Genomic DNA, 16,718 nt, shown 5'->3' on the forward strand with positions numbered 1-16,718 from the left:
CGTCTTCGCGATCCTGCACGGGCCGGGCAACGAGCGCCGCGACTGGCTCGGCGCCGGTTTCGCCCTGTCCGCCGGCTGGCTCACCGCGACGTGGCCGCCCGGGTTCCGGCCCGGCTCGTGCTGCTGCCCTGACCAGGATCCGAGGAGGAGTGATGGTCCAGCAAACGCTCGGTGCGTGGCGTGGCTTCGGAGGTGTCGCCTGGCGCGATGCGATCGACGTCGCCGCGTTCGTCCACGACAACGTCCGGCCGTACACCGGCAGTCCGGACTGATCTTCTCCAGGTATCGCAAGACGCACAACGACGGCGTGTTCGACTCTGGACGGACTCTTCTCGGACGCCGACGTGATCCGCGACCGCGAGGAGCGCGCTCGACACCAGCGGATTTCTGGGCGATCGCGCGGACGACGCGCTGCTGGACGCGACCGACCTCGTCCTGCTCGACATCAAGTCCGGGGATCCGGCGACCTACCGGCGGGTGACCAGGACCGGCCGGCTGGAGCCGACCGTGCGCTTCGCACACCGGCTCGCCGAGCGGGGCATCCCGATCCGGGTACGGTTCGTGCTCGTCCCCGGGCTCACCGACGCACCGGACAACGTGGACGCCGTGGCCGCCGTCGTCGCCGGCCTGGGCACCGTGGAGCGAGTGGACGTGCTGCCGTTCCACCGTCTCGGGGCCGCCAAGTACGCCGCCCTCGGTCTAGACTTCCCGCTGGCTCGCACTCCACCCCCCGATGCCGCGACGACGGAGCGGGCATGCGATGTGTTTCGATCCCGGGGTCTGACAGTGTCATGAGCTGCACGCCGTCCCGAGGGGTGTCCATGAGCGTCTCCACCGGTCCCGCGATCGAAATCTCGGCCCTGACCAAGTCCTTCGGCCGGAGCAAGGCCCTGGACGAGCTCGACCTGACCGTGGCGGCCGGCGAGGTGCACGGCTTCCTCGGGCCCAACGGCAGCGGGAAGACCACGACCATCCGCGTCCTGCTGGGCCTGCTGCGCGCCGACTCCGGCACCGCCCGGCTGCTGGGCGGCGACCCGTGGACCGACGCGGTCGCCCTGCACGGCCGGTTGGCCTACGTGCCCGGCGACGTCACCCTCTGGCCGGGCATCACCGGCGGCGAGGTGATCGACCTGCTCAGCCGGATGCGCGGCGGGCTCGACCGGCGCCGCCGCGACGAACTCCTCGACCGCTTCGATCTGGACCCGCGCAAGAAGGCCCGCGCCTATTCCAAGGGCAACCGGCAGAAGGTCGCCCTGATCGCCGCGCTCGCGTCGGACGCCGAGCTGCTGCTGCTCGACGAACCCACCTCGGGACTCGACCCGCTGATGGAATCGGCCTTCCAGCAATGCATCCAGGAAATGCGGCACGAGGGCCGGACCGTGCTGCTCTCCAGCCACATCCTCGCCGAGGTCGAGGCGCTGTGCGATCGGGTGACGATCATCCGCGCCGGCCGCACGGTCGAGTCCGGCACGCTCTCCGAGCTCCGGCATCTGACCCGGACGTCGATCGTCGTCGAGACCGGCGAAGCACTCGTCGGGATCGAGGCCCTGCCGGGCGTGCACGACGTCGTGGTGGAGGACCACCACGCGCGCTTCGATGTGGACACCGCCCAGCTCGACGCGGTGGTGCGCCGCCTCGCGCCGCTCGGCGTGCGCAGCCTGAGCAGCACGCCACCGACCCTGGAGGAGATGTTCCTGCGGCACTACGGTGACGACGAGCCCGCCGCGGCGGAGGTCTCCTCGTGACCGGGACCCTGACCCTGCTGCGGTTCATGCTGCGCCGGGAGCGGCGAGGGCTGCCGTTCTGGCTGCTCGGCGCCACCCTGCTCGTGCTCGTGCAGTCCACCCAGAGCCAGAGCCTCTACGACACCGCGGAAGACCTCGCCAAGCTCCGCCAGACGATCGGCGGGAACACCGCCGTGATCGCGATGAGCGGACCCCCCGAACTGCTCGGCTCGATCGGCGGCGAGGTCGTCTTCGAGGTCTTCGCCTTCGTCGCGATCGTGCTGGCGCTGATGAACATGTTCCTCGTCGGGCGGCAGACCCGTGCGGACGAGGAAGCGGGCCGGGCCGAGCTGATCCGGTCGGCGCGGATCGGCCGCCGCGCCCCGCTGGCCGCCGCCCTGGCCCTCGCCGGCCTGGCCGACCTCGCCGCCGGCGCCCTGATCTGCGCCGCGGCCGCCGGCACCGGCCTGCCGGTCGGCGGATCGGTGCTGCTCGGTGCCGCCGCGGCCGCTGTCGGGCTCACCTTCGCCGCGCTGACGGCGGTCGCCGCCCAGCTCTTCGAGAACACCAGATCCGTCTACGGCGGTGTCGCGGCCGTGCTCGGCGCCGCATATGCGCTGCGAGCCGCCGGCGACACCGGCAACAGCACGTTGTCCTGGCTCTCCCCGATCGGCTGGGGTCAGCGCGCTTTCCCCTACACCGGCGACCGATGGTGGCCGCTGCTGATTCCGCTGGCCGTCACCGTTGTCCTGGTGGCGCTCGCCGGCGCCCTGCTCGATCGTCGCGATTTCGGCGCCGGCCTGATCGCGGCCCGGCCCGGGCGGGCCGCCGCCTCCCCCCTGCTCGCCGGCGCCTTCGGCCTGGCGTGGCGCCTGCAGCGTGCCGCGCTGATCGGGTGGCTGGCCGGTCTCGCGCTGCTCGGCGCGGCCTACGGTTCGATCGGCAACAGCATCGAGCAGTACGTGGCCGACAACCCCGAGATCGTCGAGTTCCTGCCCGGCGGCGCCGCGAGCATCGTCGACGCGTACCTCGCTCTGACCGTCAGCATGTCCGCCCTGATCGCCGCGGCGTTCGGGGTGGCGAGCATGCTGCGCCTGCGCGCCGAGGAGACCTCCGGCCACGCCGAGCCGGTGCTCGCCACCGCGACGAGCCGCCTGACCTGGCTGGCCGGGCACCTGAGCGTCGCACTGGCCGGCACCGCGCTCGCCATGGTGGCGATCGGCCTCGGCGAAGGGATCGCCTACGCCCTGACCGTCTCCGACCCCGGCCAGGTGCCCCGGCTGATCGGCGTGGCCCTGGTCTACCTGCCCGCGGTGTGGCTGGTCGTCGCCTTCGTCGTGCTGGTGATCGGCTGGCTGCCCCGGCCCGCCGCGGTGCTCTCCTGGAGCGTCATCGGCTACTGCGCGGTGGTGCTGCTGTTCGCCGACTCCTTCGACCTGCCCGCCTGGGCCTCCCGCGCGTCGCCCTTCGCTCAGACGCCCCTGGTGCCGCTCGACCCGCTCACCGCCGGCCCGCTGCTCGTCACCGGCGTGATCGTGGTGGCTTTCCTGACGATCGGTTACGCCGGGCTCCGCCGCCGCGACGTCGGCTACTGAGCTCGGCGGCGATCCGGGCCGGCGGTCAGTGCGGGTGCTCGCCGAGCAGGCGGGTGGCGAGCACCGCGGCCTGGGTGCGGCGTTCCAGCCCGAGCTTCGACAGCAGGCTGGACACGTAGTTCTTCACCGTCTTCTCGGCCAGGAACATCCGGCCGGCGATCTCCCGGTTGGTCAGCCCCTCCGCCACGTACTCCAGGATCCGGCGCTCCTGATCGGTCAGGCCGGCCAGCTCGCGCGGCTGCTCGACGCCGTTGCGGATGCGCTCCAGGACCCGCTGGGTGACCGCGGGGTCGAGCAGCGACTGCCCGCTCGCCACCCGGCGGACCGCGTCGACCAGGTCGGTGCCCCGGATCTGCTTCAGCACATAGCCCGAGGCGCCGGCCATGATGGCCGCGAAGAGGGCTTCGTCGTCCTCGTACGAAGTCAGGATCAGGCCTTTGATCGACGAGTCGACCGCGCGCACGTCCCGGCACACGTCGATGCCGTTGCCGTCCGGCAGCCGCGCGTCCAGCACCGCCACGTGCGGCCGCAGGGCGGGGATGCGCCGGGTCGCCTCCTGGGCGGAGCCGGACTCGCCGACCACCTCGATGTCGCCCGCCGCATGCAGCAGGTCGGCCAGGCCGCGGCGGACCACCTCGTGGTCGTCGAGCAGGAAGACACGGATCATACGCTATTTCTACCCGGCGACCGGCCCGGGACCTAGGGACGAAGGTCCCGTCGTACGACCCGGGTCGGCCCTGCCGCACGGGTGTCCGATGCCGAGACGCTCGGTGGTGAGACCCCATCGAGCGGAGGATCCCGGTGCCATCTGCCACGACCCTGCCCGGCCTGAGCACGGCCGAGGCGGCCGCCCGGCTGCGTGCGGACGGCCCGAATGCGGTGCCGGCGCCACCGCCGCGCGGTGTCTTCGGCCGGATCCTGCGCCAGCTCACCGATCCGCTGGTGGCCCTGCTGATCATCGCCTGCGTGGTGACTACCACGCTCGGCGACTACCCGGACACCGCGGTCATCATCCTGGTGATCACCGTCAACACCGCGATCGGCGTGGTCCAGGAGGTGCGCGCCGACCATGCCATCGCGGCGCTCGATCAGCTCGCCGCGCCGGCCGCCCGAGCGGTCCGCGACGGCGTCGACGTGATCGTGCCGGCCGTCGACCTGGTCACCGGCGACGTCGTCCGGCTGGAGGCGGGCGACATCGTCCCGGCGGACCTCGAACTGCGGGACGCCTACCGGGTGAGCCTCGACGAGTCGGCGCTGACCGGGGAGTCCGTGCCGGTGTCCCGGGACGCCGGCGACGAGGTGTCGGCCGGGACGGTGCTGACCATCGGCCGCGCGACCGGCGTCGTCGTGCGTACCGGATCAAGAAGTGCCCTGGGCCGGATCTCCGCGCTCGTGTCGCAGACCCGGCCGGGCCCCACCCCGCTGCAGCGCCGGATCGCCGGCCTCGGCCGCGTGCTCGGGCTGACCGCCGTGGCCGTCTCCGGCGTGGTCTTCGCCCTCGGGCTGCTCTCCGGCGAACCGCTGGTGCGGATGGCGATCACGGCGGTCAGCCTGGTCGTCGCCGCGGTGCCCGAGTCGCTGCCCGCGGTGGTCACCCTCTCGCTCGCGCTCGGCGCGCGCCGGATGGCGCAGACCCGGGCCATCCCCCGCCGGCTGCACGCGGTGGAGACGCTGGGCTCGGTGACGGTGATCGCGTCGGACAAGACCGGAACGCTCACCGAGAACCGGATGTCGGTGCAGCAGGCGATCACCGCCGACGGCACCCGGTACGCGATCGCCGGCGCCGGTTACGCCCCGGACGGCGAGATCCGGCTGCACGGCGTTCCGGTGCCGGCGCCGGACGACCTGCGCGAGCTCGCCCGGGCCGCGCTGCTGTGCAACGACGCCGAGCTGGCCGAGCCGAGCGACGAACGCCCGGACTGGACCGCGCTGGGCGACCCGATGGAGGCCGCGCTGCTCGCCTTCGCGGCCCGATGCGGGCTGGATCGGCGGCGCGAGCGCGGCGACGCGCCGCGGATCTCCGAGCATCCCTTCGACCAGGCCACCCGGCACATGACCACGGTGCACCGCCGGCCGGACGGAACGTCGCTGACGATCCGCAAGGGCGCGCCGGAAGCCGTGCTGGACGAGCGTGCCGACCGGGACCTGCTGTCCGCCGCGGCCGATCTGGCCGCCGACGGTCTGCGCGTGCTGGCCGTCGCGATCGCCGCGGGCCCGGATGCGCGCTTCGTCCCGGCCGGGCTGGTCGGCATCGGCGATCCGCCGCGTGGCAATGCGCGCGACACGGTCGCCGCCTTCGACCGCGCGGGCGTGCCTCTGCTGCTGATCACCGGCGATCACCCCGGCACGGCCGCGGCGATCGGCCGGCAGCTCGGCATCCTGGAGCCGGGAGATCGGGTGGTGCGCGGCGACACCGGATCGCCGGCCGACGGAGACCTGACCGGCGCACGGGTCTTCGCCCGCACGCGACCGGAGCAGAAACTCGACATCATCGCGGCGCTGCAACGGCAGGGACACGTCGTCGCGATGACCGGCGACGGGGTGAACGACGCCCCGGCTCTGCGCCGCGCGGACATCGGGGTGGCCATGGGCGGCGGCACCGAGGTCGCCCGGCAGGCGTCCGATCTGGTTCTGGTCGACGACAACCTGGCGACCGTGGCGGCGGCCATCGGCGAGGGCCGCCGCATCTATGACAACATCCGCCGGTTCCTGCGATACGCGCTGTCCGGTGGGGTGGCCGAGCTCCTGGTGATGCTCGTCGGCCCGTTCCTGGGCCTGCCGTTGCCGTTGTCGCCCGGCCAGATCCTCTGGATCAACCTGCTCACCCACGGCGTGCCGGGGGTGGCGCTGGGCGCGGAGCCGGCCGAGTCGGACGTGGCGAACCGCCCACCGCGGTCACCGCAGGAGTCGGTGCTCGGCGACGGTCTGCTGCGCAGCGTCCTGATCGGCGGCCTGGCGATCGCCGGGATGGTGCTCGCCGCCGGGCTGGTGGCGCATGAGCTGGACCGCCCGTGGCAGTCGGTGGTGTTCGTGGTGCTGGGGCTCGCGCAGTTGGGGGTCGCGCTGGCGGTGCGCGCGCGGGCGCGGGCCGGAAGCCCGCGCAACTGGTCGCTGATCGGCGCCGTCGTCCTGTCCGGCGGGCTGCAGGTCGCCGGGGTGCTCCTGCCGCCGCTGCAGACGCTGCTGGGGACGCAGGCTCTGACGGCGCCGGAGCTGCTGGGCTGTGCCCTGGCCGGGGCGCTGCCGGGCCTGGCGCTGCGCCTGGTGCGCCGCTGACGACGGCGCCGGCCCGGTCGGCAGGGCCGGAGGGCACTCCGGGACAGGACTCGCGCGCCGCCGAGGAAGGCTGGCGCGAGCCGCCCGGGTACTACCCTGTCCTGGTGTCGGGACCGATGGACGAGAAGCGCTCCGACCCGCCGTCACTCGGGCTGAGCCCGCTGTCGCGGGTCCGGCTGGACGAGCTGTTGCAGGAGATGCTCGTCCGGGTGGGCGAGGTCCTCAGCAGCCGGGAGCGGCTCCGGGCGCTGCTGGACGCCGTCGTCGGCATCGGCTCCGACCTCGATCTGCGCAGCACCCTGCAGCGCATCGTCAAGGCCGCCTGCGAGCTGGTCGGCGCTCGCTACGGCGCGCTCGGCGTGATCGGGCCCGATCGCCGGCGCCTCTCCGACTTCATCACCCATGGGATCGACGCCGAGGCGCACGCCGCGATCGGCGACCTGCCCCGCGGCCGCGGCGTGCTCGGCCTGCTGATCAGCGACCCCCATGCGGTACGGATGCCGGACATCACCCGGCATCCGCGCTCCTACGGGTTCCCGCCGAACCACCCGCCGATGCACAGCTTCCTCGGCGTTCCGGTCCGCACCCGCGACCAGGCCTTCGGCAACCTCTATCTGGCGGAGAAGGCGGGCGGCGGCGAGTTCACCGACGACGACGAGGAGATCGTGGTCGCGCTGGCCGCAGCGGCCGGCGTGGCGATCGACAACGCCCGCCTGTTCGAGCTGGCCCAGCGCCGCGAGCGCTGGCTGTCGGCGGCCGCCGAGATCACGTCGGTGCTGCTGGGCACCGTCCGGCGCACCGAGGCGCTGCGCCTGATCGCCCGGCGCGCCCGCGAGGTCGCCGACGCCGAGCTGGTGCTGGTCATGCTCTACGACGAGGAGAACGCCCGCTACACGATCGAGGTGGCCGACGGCGCCGACCCGCGCGCCGCCGACCTGGTGGGCAAACTGCTCCCCGTCGACCGCGCCGAGGCCGAGCAGCTCGGCGGGGAGAAGTACCGGGTCATCGACGACCTCGCGGCCGCGGCGGAGTGGCCGGGCCCGATGCCGTCCGGCGCCGGCCTGGCCGCTCCGCTGGCCGGGGTGGACACCCTGCACGGCGTCCTGATCGTCGCGCAGGGCGAGGCGTCGGCCGCACGCGACGAGGATGCCGCACTGCTGTCGATCTTCGCCGGGCAGGCCGCGCTCGCCCTCGAGCGGGCGCGCGCCCAGGAGGAACGCGAGCAGCTCGTCGTGCTCGAGGACCGCGAGCGGATCGCCCGGGACCTGCACGACGTGGTGATCCAACGGTTGTTTGCGACCGGGATGCAACTGCAGGGCGTCGCACCGCAGGCGCTGCGGCCCGAGGCCGCCGCCCGGGTCAACGCCGCCGTCGACGACCTCGACGCCACCATCCGCGACATCCGGCGATCCATCTTCGAACTCCGGGCGCCCGCCGACACCACCCTCCGGACCGAGATGCGCGACGCGGTCAATGCGGCCGCCGAAGTCCTCGGTTTCCAGCCGGTCCTCGACGTCGCCGGGCCGGTGGACAGCGCCGTTCCCGACGACGTGGTCCCGGAGGTGCTCGCCGTGCTCCGCGAGGCGCTCTCCAACGTGGCCCGGCACGCGCGGGCGTCCACCGCGCGGGTCAGCGTCCGGGTGACCGACGGGCAGCTCATCCTCTCGGTGGAGGACGACGGCGCCGGCATCGACCCCAGTCTCGCCCGCGGCGGCGTGGTGAACATGGGTGAACGCGCCCACGACATGGGCGGGACCTTCGAGGTCGGTCCTCGCGAGTCCGGCGGCACCCTGCTCGTCTGGCGGGTTCCGCTCGGCGATTGACCGTGCGGGTCGGGTCTTTCGGCCCTGAACGTCGAGCGTGCGCGAGCGGCACGGTGAAAGGGACCGGACCGGAGGTTCCCACGATGACCGCGCCGAAGACCACCAAGAGCGGATATGACGAAGCCGACCTGCTGCGGGCTGCCGCGGCGGCGATCCGTGCGCCGTCGATGCACAACAGCCAGCCGTGGAGATTCCGGCTGCGCGACGGCGGCATAGACGTCCTCGCGGACACGTCCCGCCAGCTCCAGATCGCGGATCGCGGTGGATGGGCGGTCCGCATCGCCGGCGGGGCGGCCATCTACAACGCCCGCCTGGCCCTCGCGAACACCGGCAAACCGGCCGAGGTGCTACTGCGCCCGCACGACGCGGGAGCCGACGTCCTGGCCCGGCTGACCCCCGGACCGGTCCGCCCACCGACCTATCCGGAACGGGACCTCTTCGCGGCCGTCCCGCGACGCTTCAGCAACCGCCGGCCGTTCTGGCCCGACCCGGTGTCCTCGCCGAGCCGGGTGCGCTTCATCGACGCCGTGCGGGCCGAGGGCTGCTGGCTCGATCTGCTGGTCGGGATGACCGCACTCACCGGCTTCGCCGAGATCGCCACCAGCGCCGACCGGGTGCTCCGGCGCGACTTCGCCTACCAGGCGGAGCTGTCCGGCTGGTTGCAGGCGGACGCGGCGCCGGACGGTGTGCCGGTGACGGCCGGCGGTCCCGTCGCCGAACCGCACGACATGTTGCCGCAGCGCCCGTTCGGCGATCGCCGCCGCGGCGCCGGACGCGACTTCGAGCCGGAACCGCTGATCGCCGTCCTCGGGTCCGGCGCGAATCAGCCGATCGATCAGCTGGTGGCCGGTCAGGCCCTGCAAAGACTGCTGCTGACCATCACCGACGACGGACTGGCCAGTTCGATGATGTCGCAGCCGATCGAGGTGGCCGCGGCCCGGGACCAGCTACGTCGTTCGCTGGGCCGCAGCGGCACGCCACAGATGGCGTTGCGCATCGGGTACGGCGTCGCCGGTCGGCCGACCGAGCGGCGTCCGCTCGAGGATTTCCTGACCGGCTGAACACCCGGCCGGCCGTTCCGGAGGTGCATTGTGGACGCGATCGTGGTGCGCGACCTGGCTCGCTCGTACGGATCGACGCGTGCGGTCGACGGGGTGAGTTTCACCGTCGCCCCGGGCGAGATCTTCGCGCTGCTCGGCCCGAACGGTGCCGGGAAGACGACCACCGTGGAGATCCTCGAGGGATACCGATCGCGGGACGCCGGAGAGGTCCGGGTGCTCGGCTTCGATCCGGCGACCGGGGGCCGGGCGTACCGCGAGCGGATCGGCATCGTGCTGCAGTCCGCGGGCTTCGAGGAAGACTTCACCGTGCGGGAGCTGGTCCGTCTGCAGGCATCGCTCTACCCCCGCCGGCACGACGTCGGCGAGGTGATCGATCTGGTCGAGCTCACCGACAAGGCGGACGTACGGATCAAGGCCCTGTCCGGCGGCCAGCGCCGGCGGCTCGATCTCGCCCTGGGCCTGATCGGCGCGCCCGACCTGCTGTTCCTGGACGAGCCGACGACGGGCTTCGATCCCGCGGCCCGGCACCGCGCCTGGGAGCTGATCTCTCGCCTGCGGGAAACCGGCACCACGGTCCTGCTCACCACCCATTACCTGGAGGAGGCGCAGGAGCTGGCCGACCGGGTCGCGGTGCTGCGCGCCGGGCGCCTGGTCGCGGTCGGCACCCCGGACGAACTGCGCGCGAACGGGCCGCTGGCGGCCACCATCACGTTCCGGATCCCGCCCGGGTACACCGCCGGACAGCTGCCGGAGCTCGCGGGCCGGCTGGACGTGCACGGGCGGACGGCGCGGATCCTGACCCACGCGACGGTGGCCGACACCTGGCGGCTCACCGGCTGGGCTGTGGAGACCGGGACCGATCTGGGCGAGTTCACGGTGGCGCCGCCGACGCTGGAGGAGGCCTACCTGGCGCTCACCGACGGGGCTGGTCATGACCATTGACCAGCGCATCGCCGTGCCGGTGGTGCGCGCGCCCGCGTGGTGGGTCCTCTCCGGGCACGCCGTGCGCGCGCTCCTGCGCAACCCCGTGCCGGCGTTCTTCACCGTGGTCTTCCCGCTCAGCTTCCTGGTGATCGTCGCGGCCATCGTCGGCGACGAGCGGACACCGCAGGGGGTGCCGGTCGTCCAATCCCTGGTGGCGCCGTTCGCGGTGTTCGGGGTCGCCGAGGCGGCGTTCACGTTCCTGGCCATCGACACCGCCACGCTTCGCGAGAGCGGCATGCTCCTGCGCCTTCGCGGGTCACCGGCGCCGGCCGCCGCGGTGCTGGCCGCCCGGATCGTCGCCGCCGTGGTCGCCTCGATCGCCTCGGTGCTGCTGCTCGTGACGGTCGGCGCCGGCGCGTACGGCGTCCAGGTGGTCTGGCGGAAGACCCCGGCCATGGTGCTGAGCCTCGTCTTCGGGATCGTCTGCCTGTCCGCTCTCGGGCTCGCCGTCACCTCGCTGACCCGCACCGTCCTCGCCGCGCAGACCCTCACCCAGGGACTGCTCATTCCGCTGGCGTTCATCTCGGACGTGTTCATCGTGGGCGCCGACCTCCCGCGAATCCTGGAGGTCATCGGTTCGATCCTCCCGTTGAAGCACTTCGCGGGGGCGATGGCGGCGACGTTCGACCCGGGGCCGGGCTACGGGTTCTCGCCCGGCCACCTCACCGTGCTGGCGGTCTGGACCGTGGTGGGAGCCGCGATCGCGCTGTACCGCTTCGGCTGGAGCCCGCGCGGGGCCGCGACCACTCGTCGCCCGGTCGCCGCGGTCCGGACCGGCACGACGTCCCGGCTCTCGCCGGCGCGGGACACCGGGCGCCCCGGTTCCGTGGCCCTGCTCCACGGCCAGGTCGGGTACGCCCTGCTGGGCCTGCGCCGAGACCCGCTGTCGGTCTTCTTCGCGGCGGTGTTCCCCGTGGTGCTGCTGCTTCTGTTCCCGTCGATCTTCGGCGATGTCACGGTGCACGGCCTCGGGATGGCGCAGTACCTGTTGCCCGGCATGATCACCTACGCGGTCGCGGTGGCGGGCTATGTCAACCTGGCGGAGAGCGTGGCCGGCGCACGGTCCCAGGGGGTGCTGCTGCGTCTGCGCGGAACACCCCTGCCGATCGGGTTCCTGGTCGCCGGCCGGGCGGTCTCCGCTCTTCTCGTCGGCCTGTCCTCGGCCGCGCTGCTGTGCACCGTCGCGGTGACCGTCCTCGGCGTCCGGCTCGACCCGTGGCGGCTTCCGGCGGCGCTGCTCGCCGTCGTCCTCGGGGTGGCCTGCTTCGCCGCTCTCGGGCTGGCCGTGGTGTGGCTGCTGCGCTCCGCCCGATCGGTCATCGCGGTAACTCTGGGCACCCTGCTGCCGCTCTCCTTCATCTCGGAGGTGTTCGTCGTCGGCGGCGCCGGCATGCCGGCGTGGCTGACCTCCGTCGCCGACGTCTTCCCGCTGCGCCACCTGATGGCGGCGCTGCTGACCGCCACCCGGCCGGACACCGGCGGCGCCGGACTGGCCTGGGCCCACCTGGGCGTGATCGCCGTCTGGACGGCGGCGGCGCTCGCCGTCGTCGGCCTCGCCGCCCGGCGGCCGCAGGCGGATTAGGCCGCCCTGCCGGGGGCCGGAGGACCCGCCGGGACGGGACCTCACGCTCTGCCCCCGGAGATCGACGAGTCCGACGATGGAATCAGGAGACCTAGGAGGCGTGCGATGAGGACCAGTCAGATCGTGGTGGGCACCGACGGCACCGCGTCGAGCAGAGCAGCGGTGCAGTGGGCGGCGCGGGAAGCGGACCGCCGTCAGGCTCCGCTCCGCATCGTGCACGTCTTCGACTGGGAGTGGACGGCGGCGCGCTACGACCCGGCGGACGAATATCTGAACGCCGCCAAGCAGCTCGCCGACGCGGTGGTGACGAACGCGGTGGGCCAGGCGCGAGATGTCGCTCCATCGATCACCGTCGAGACCGAGGCGCTTCTCGGCAACCCGGTCACCCACTTGCTGGAAATAGCCGGAAATGCGGCATTGGTCGTCCTCGGCAATCGCGGCCGGGGCGGCTTCGCGAGTCTGCTGCTCGGCTCGGTGAGCCAGCGCGTGGCCACGCACAGCCCGTGCGCGGTCGTCGTCGTCCGTGGCCGCGACGAGGTGACCGGCGGACCGGTCGCGGTGGGCGTGGACGACTCGGACGCCGCCGACCAGGTGTTGCGGAGCGCGTTCCAGGCGGCCGCGGACCGGAGCGCGGCGCTGGCCGTGATCCGCACCTTCCTGCCGCCGACGCCGCTGACCTTCGGCGACATCATGCCCGCTCTGGTCGACACGCCGGAGGAGGACGCCGCCGAGCACGCCAGGGTGGAGATCCTGGTGGGTCCGTGGCGGCAGAAATTCCCGCAGGTCCCGGTCGAGATCCTGATCTCACACAACAGCGCGGCGTCGGTCCTCGTCGGTGTCTCGCACCACGCACAGCTGGTCGTCGTCGGCAACCGCGGCCGGGGCGCCATCGCCCGCGCGCTGCTCGGCTCCACCGGCCTGCAACTGCTGCACCATGCGGAGTGCCCGGTGTGGGTCGTCCGGCCGATCCCGGACGAGACGTCGTGACCACGATGGACGCCGGCCGGGCAGACCTCGCGGAGCGGGTCGACACGCTGGCCGCGGACGGCGGCATCATCACCATCAGGCTGGTCCGTGGCGACGACCGGCGCGCGCTGGCGGACCTCTTCGGTCAGGCGTCGCCGGACAGTCTGCGACTGCGCTTCTTCGTGCGTCCCAGCGACCGTTCCCTGGCCGCCGAGGTGGACCGGCTGTGCCACCCGCCGGACGAGCGGCACCTGGCGCTGATCGCCGAAGAGGCCGGCGCCGTGGTCGGCGTCGTCTCCAGCGAACGCCTGGGCGACGCCGATCACCGCGCCGAGTTCTCGGTGTTCGTCGCGGACACCCATCGCGGACGCGGGGTCGGCACGCTGCTGCTCGAGCACCTCGCGGCCCGGGCGCGACCGCTGGGCGTCACGCAACTGATCGGCGAGGTGCTGCCGGGCAACATCACGATGCTCCGGGTCGCCCACGACCTGAGTTCGCACGCCTGGTCGCGCTTCGACGACGGGGTCGTCGACATCGGCCTGAACACCGACATCAGCGCGGAGGACTCCATGCTCGCGGTCGACGGCCGCGAGCGCGCCGCCGAGCACGCCTCCTTGCGGGCCGTGCTCTCGCCGGCGTCGGTCGCGGTGGTCGGCGCGGGCCACACCCGCGGCGGTGTCGGCCACGAGACCCTGCACGCCCTGCGCGACTACGGCTTCACCGGCCCCCTGTACGCCGTCAACCGCAGCGGCCGCAGCATCGACGGTGTCCCGGCCTACCGATCCGTCCGCGAGCTGCCGCCACCGGTGGAGATGCTGGTGATCGCGGTCCCGGCCGACCAGGTGCTCGGCGTGCTGTCCGAGGGCAGCGCCATCGGCGTGCGAGCCGCCGTCGTGCTCAGCTCCGGCTTCGGTGAGGACGGGCCACAGGGCCGGTTGCGCCAGATCGAGCTGGTCCGGCTGGCCCGGATGCACGGCATCCGGCTGGTCGGCCCCAACTGCCTCGGAGTCGCCAACACCGATCCCGCCGTCCGGCTCAACGCGAGCTTCGCGCCGGGCACGCCGACCGCCGGAGGGCTGGCGGTCGCGTCGCAGTCCGGGGCGGTCGGCATCGCGCTGATCGACAGCGCGACCCGCGGTGGGTGCGGGATCTCCACCTTCGTCTCGCTCGGCAACAAGGCCGACGTCAGCGGCAACGACCTGATCGCCTACTGGTACGACGATCCGGCGACCAGGGCCGTGGCGCTGTACCTCGAATCCTTCGGCAACCCGCGCAAGTTCGCCCGTACCGTCCGGGCCCTGTCCCGGCGCAAGCCGGTCCTCGCGGTCAAGAGCGGGCGCTCGACCGCCGGTCAGCGGGCCGGTGCCTCGCACACCGCGGCCGCGGCAGCGCCGGCCGCCACTGTGGACGCTCTGTTCGCGCAGGCGGGCGTGGTCCGGGCGGACACCCTGGGCGAAATGCTGGACGCCGCCCGGCTGCTGACCGACCAGCCGATGCCGGCCGGCGACCGGCTCGCCGTCATCGGCAACGCCGGCGGTCTCAACGTCCTGGCCGCGGATGCCGCCGAGGGCCATGGGCTGCGCGTCCCCTCGCTCAGCCCCGAGCTGCGCGAGCTGCTCGGCGCAGCGGTGCCCGGCGCCGCCGGCAGCGACAACCCGCTCGATCTCGGAGCGGGGGCCACGCCGGCTGCCTTCGCCGCCGCGGCCGACGCGGTGGCCGCCAGTGGCGAGGTGGACAGCCTCCTGCTGGTCGTGATCGGCACCCGGGCCAACGTGCCGGCCGGCATCATGGCGACTCTGGCGCCGGTCGTGGACCGGCACCCGGAGCTGACCATCGCCGCCGTCCTGGTCGGCGGCTCGGACGACGCGCCGACCCTGGGCCGGCGCCGCGCTCCCGTCTTCGGCCTTCCGGAACAGGCGGTGACGGCCCTGGCGCACGCCACCCGCTACGCGGCCTGGCGGCGGGAACCGCTGGGCCGCCGGCCCGACCTCACCGGCGTCGACCGCGACACGGCCCGGGAGCTGATCCGGGACGAGCTCGCGCACGGCACGGGATGGCAGCCGTACGAACGCACCGCCGCGATCCTCAAGGCCTACGGAATACCGATTCTGCAGACCGCCACCGTGACGACCCCGGACGATGCCGTCGCCGCGGCCGGCGCGGCGGGCTACCCGGTGGTCCTCAAGTCGGCGGACCCCGACCTGGTGCACAAGACCGACACCGGAGGCGTCCGGCTCGGCCTGGGCGACGCCGAATCCGTCCGGGAGGCGTTCGGCGCGGTCGCGGCGGCCGGCGGCCCGGGCGCCGGAGTCCTGGTGCAGCACCAGCTGTCCGGCACCGTCGAGCTGGTTGGCGGCCTGGTGCACGACCGCCTCTTCGGCTCGGTGGTGATGCTCGGCCTCGGTGGCGTGCAGACCGATCTGCTCGGTGACCGCGCCCTGCGGCTGGTGCCGATGACCGACCTCGACGCCGGGCGGATGTGGCGTGGCCTGCGCGCCGCGCCGCTGCTCACCGGCTACCGCGGGGCGCCGCCGGTGGACACCGCCGCGCTCGAGGACGTCCTGCTCCGTCTCGGCCGTCTCGCCGAGGACCTGCCGGAGATCGCCGAGCTCGACCTGAATCCGATCCTGGCCGGTCCCGGCGGGGTCGTCGCGGTCGACGCCAAACTTCGGCTCGCGCCGGTGGGCGCCGAGCCGGACTCCACGCTGCGCCGGCTCGGCGCGGCCGAGCGCACCTGAAGGAGCACCACCATGACCGCCCCCGCCGTTGGGCAGCCAGGGGTACAACGCGCTGGCCAGCGTCGGCTCGGTGAGCGTGGCCAACGCGCCGGGCGATTCCGAAGGTCCCGCCCGGCACGGGACCAAGGTCCTGCGGTGAGCGGCACACCGGCACTCTCCGGGACGGCCATCGGCGGTGCTGAATAGAAGGAGACAAAGACATCGAAGGGACGTGGACACCATGACCGCCGCCATCCACCGCACCACCGCCAAGGCCCGGACCAGCGCCGCGACAACCACCGCGACCACCGCCGAGACCACGGTCCAGAAGGCCACCCGCTATGTGCTGGCCGGCCTGCGGCTCTCCCTCGGCTGGGTCTTCCTCTGGGCGTTCGTCGACAAGCTGTACGGCCTCGGCTTCGCCACTCCGGAGAAGAACGCCTGGATCAACGGCGGCAGCCCGACCAAGGGCTTCCTCGGCATGGCCACCAGCGGCCCGCTGGCCGGTTTCTACCAGGGCTTCGCCGGGGCGGCCTGGGCCGACTGGCTGTTCATGCTCGGGCTCGCCGGCATCGGCTTCGCGCTGCTCGCCGGGGTCGGCGTCCGGATCGCCGCGATCGCCGGATCCGCTCTGCTCCTCGCCATGTGGAGCGCGGTGCTGCCGCCCGAGAACAACCCGTTCATGGACGACCACCTGATCTACGCGGGCGTCCTGGCCGTCCTGGCGCTCACCTCGGCGGGCGACACCCTCGGCCTGGGTCAGTGGTGGGCCCGGCTGCCGATCGTGCAGCGTCGCCCCTGGCTCAAGTAGACGCGGGCACCCCTGGGGGCGGCATCCGGATCAGTCCGGATGCCGCCCCGTTCTCCTTACCAGAAAAGCGTTCCTGAACCGGACGCGGGGGGGGGGGGGGGGGGGGGGGGGGGGGGGGGGGGGGGGGGGGGGGGGGGGGGGGGGGGGGGGGGGGGGGGGGGGGGGGGGGGGGGGGGGGG

At 73.4% G+C, this 16,718-nt stretch carries 12 protein-coding genes; 11 read left to right on the plus strand and 1 reads right to left on the minus strand.

The genetic code is table 11. From position 1 onward, the window contains the following. Window positions 1-414: 414 nt before the first annotated feature. The 3 genes from ACZ6TI_RS39750 to ACZ6TI_RS39760 are packed head-to-tail and all read left to right on the plus strand — an operon-like array spanning window position 415 to window position 3,319. On the plus strand, window positions 415-795 hold the full coding sequence (locus ACZ6TI_RS39750; protein WP_465350443.1) for a radical SAM protein: 381 nt from the start codon (window positions 415-417) through the stop codon (window positions 793-795). Window positions 796-821: 26 nt separating this feature from the next. Further along, window positions 822-1,745, plus strand: a complete 924-nt coding sequence (locus tag ACZ6TI_RS39755; protein WP_465350429.1) for an ABC transporter ATP-binding protein — start codon at window positions 822-824, stop codon at window positions 1,743-1,745. Then, window positions 1,742-3,319 (plus strand): ABC transporter permease, encoded by a 1,578-nt coding sequence (locus ACZ6TI_RS39760; RefSeq protein ID WP_465350430.1) that lies wholly within the window; start codon window positions 1,742-1,744, stop codon window positions 3,317-3,319. Before ACZ6TI_RS39755 ends, ACZ6TI_RS39760 begins: the two co-directional genes overlap by 4 nt. 25 nt (window positions 3,320-3,344) lie before the next feature. Here ACZ6TI_RS39760 and ACZ6TI_RS39765 read toward each other — a convergent pair whose 3' ends face one another. After that, window positions 3,345-3,986, minus strand: coding sequence for a response regulator (locus ACZ6TI_RS39765; RefSeq protein WP_465350431.1), 642 nt, complete (start codon window positions 3,984-3,986; stop codon window positions 3,345-3,347). A gap of 134 nt (window positions 3,987-4,120) precedes the next feature. Here ACZ6TI_RS39765 and ACZ6TI_RS39770 point away from each other — a divergent pair, with 134 nt between their 5' ends. The 8 genes from ACZ6TI_RS39770 (at window position 4,121) to ACZ6TI_RS39805 (ending at window position 16,539) form a co-directional block, all read left to right on the plus strand. After that, on the plus strand, window positions 4,121-6,595 hold the full coding sequence (locus tag ACZ6TI_RS39770) for a cation-translocating P-type ATPase (protein ID WP_465350432.1): 2,475 nt from the start codon (window positions 4,121-4,123) through the stop codon (window positions 6,593-6,595). A gap of 101 nt (window positions 6,596-6,696) precedes the next feature. Further along, entirely contained in the window at window positions 6,697-8,418 is a 1,722-nt protein-coding gene (locus tag ACZ6TI_RS39775; protein ID WP_465350444.1) for a GAF domain-containing sensor histidine kinase, read from the plus strand. A gap of 83 nt (window positions 8,419-8,501) precedes the next feature. Then, complete coding sequence (locus ACZ6TI_RS39780) at window positions 8,502-9,479, plus strand: Acg family FMN-binding oxidoreductase (RefSeq protein ID WP_465350433.1); 978 nt, start codon at window positions 8,502-8,504, stop codon at window positions 9,477-9,479. Between the two features lie 30 nt (window positions 9,480-9,509). Further along, window positions 9,510-10,421: an ABC transporter ATP-binding protein gene (locus ACZ6TI_RS39785; protein ID WP_465350434.1), complete on the plus strand. Its 912-nt coding sequence runs from the start codon at window positions 9,510-9,512 to the stop codon at window positions 10,419-10,421. Continuing rightward, window positions 10,411-12,045, plus strand: coding sequence for an ABC transporter permease (locus tag ACZ6TI_RS39790; protein WP_465350435.1), 1,635 nt, complete (start codon window positions 10,411-10,413; stop codon window positions 12,043-12,045). Before ACZ6TI_RS39785 ends, ACZ6TI_RS39790 begins: the two co-directional genes overlap by 11 nt. 105 nt (window positions 12,046-12,150) lie before the next feature. Continuing rightward, entirely contained in the window at window positions 12,151-13,032 is an 882-nt protein-coding gene (locus tag ACZ6TI_RS39795) for a universal stress protein (RefSeq protein ID WP_465350436.1), read from the plus strand. Between the two features lie 5 nt (window positions 13,033-13,037). Continuing rightward, on the plus strand, window positions 13,038-15,749 hold the full coding sequence (locus ACZ6TI_RS39800; protein WP_465350445.1) for a bifunctional acetate--CoA ligase family protein/GNAT family N-acetyltransferase: 2,712 nt from the start codon (window positions 13,038-13,040) through the stop codon (window positions 15,747-15,749). A 211-nt stretch (window positions 15,750-15,960) separates the two neighbouring features. Then, entirely contained in the window at window positions 15,961-16,539 is a 579-nt protein-coding gene (locus ACZ6TI_RS39805; protein WP_465350437.1) for a hypothetical protein, read from the plus strand. Window positions 16,540-16,718 lie beyond the last annotated feature (179 nt).

It is taken from the genome of Actinoplanes sp. NPDC051388 (genome assembly GCF_055586225.1).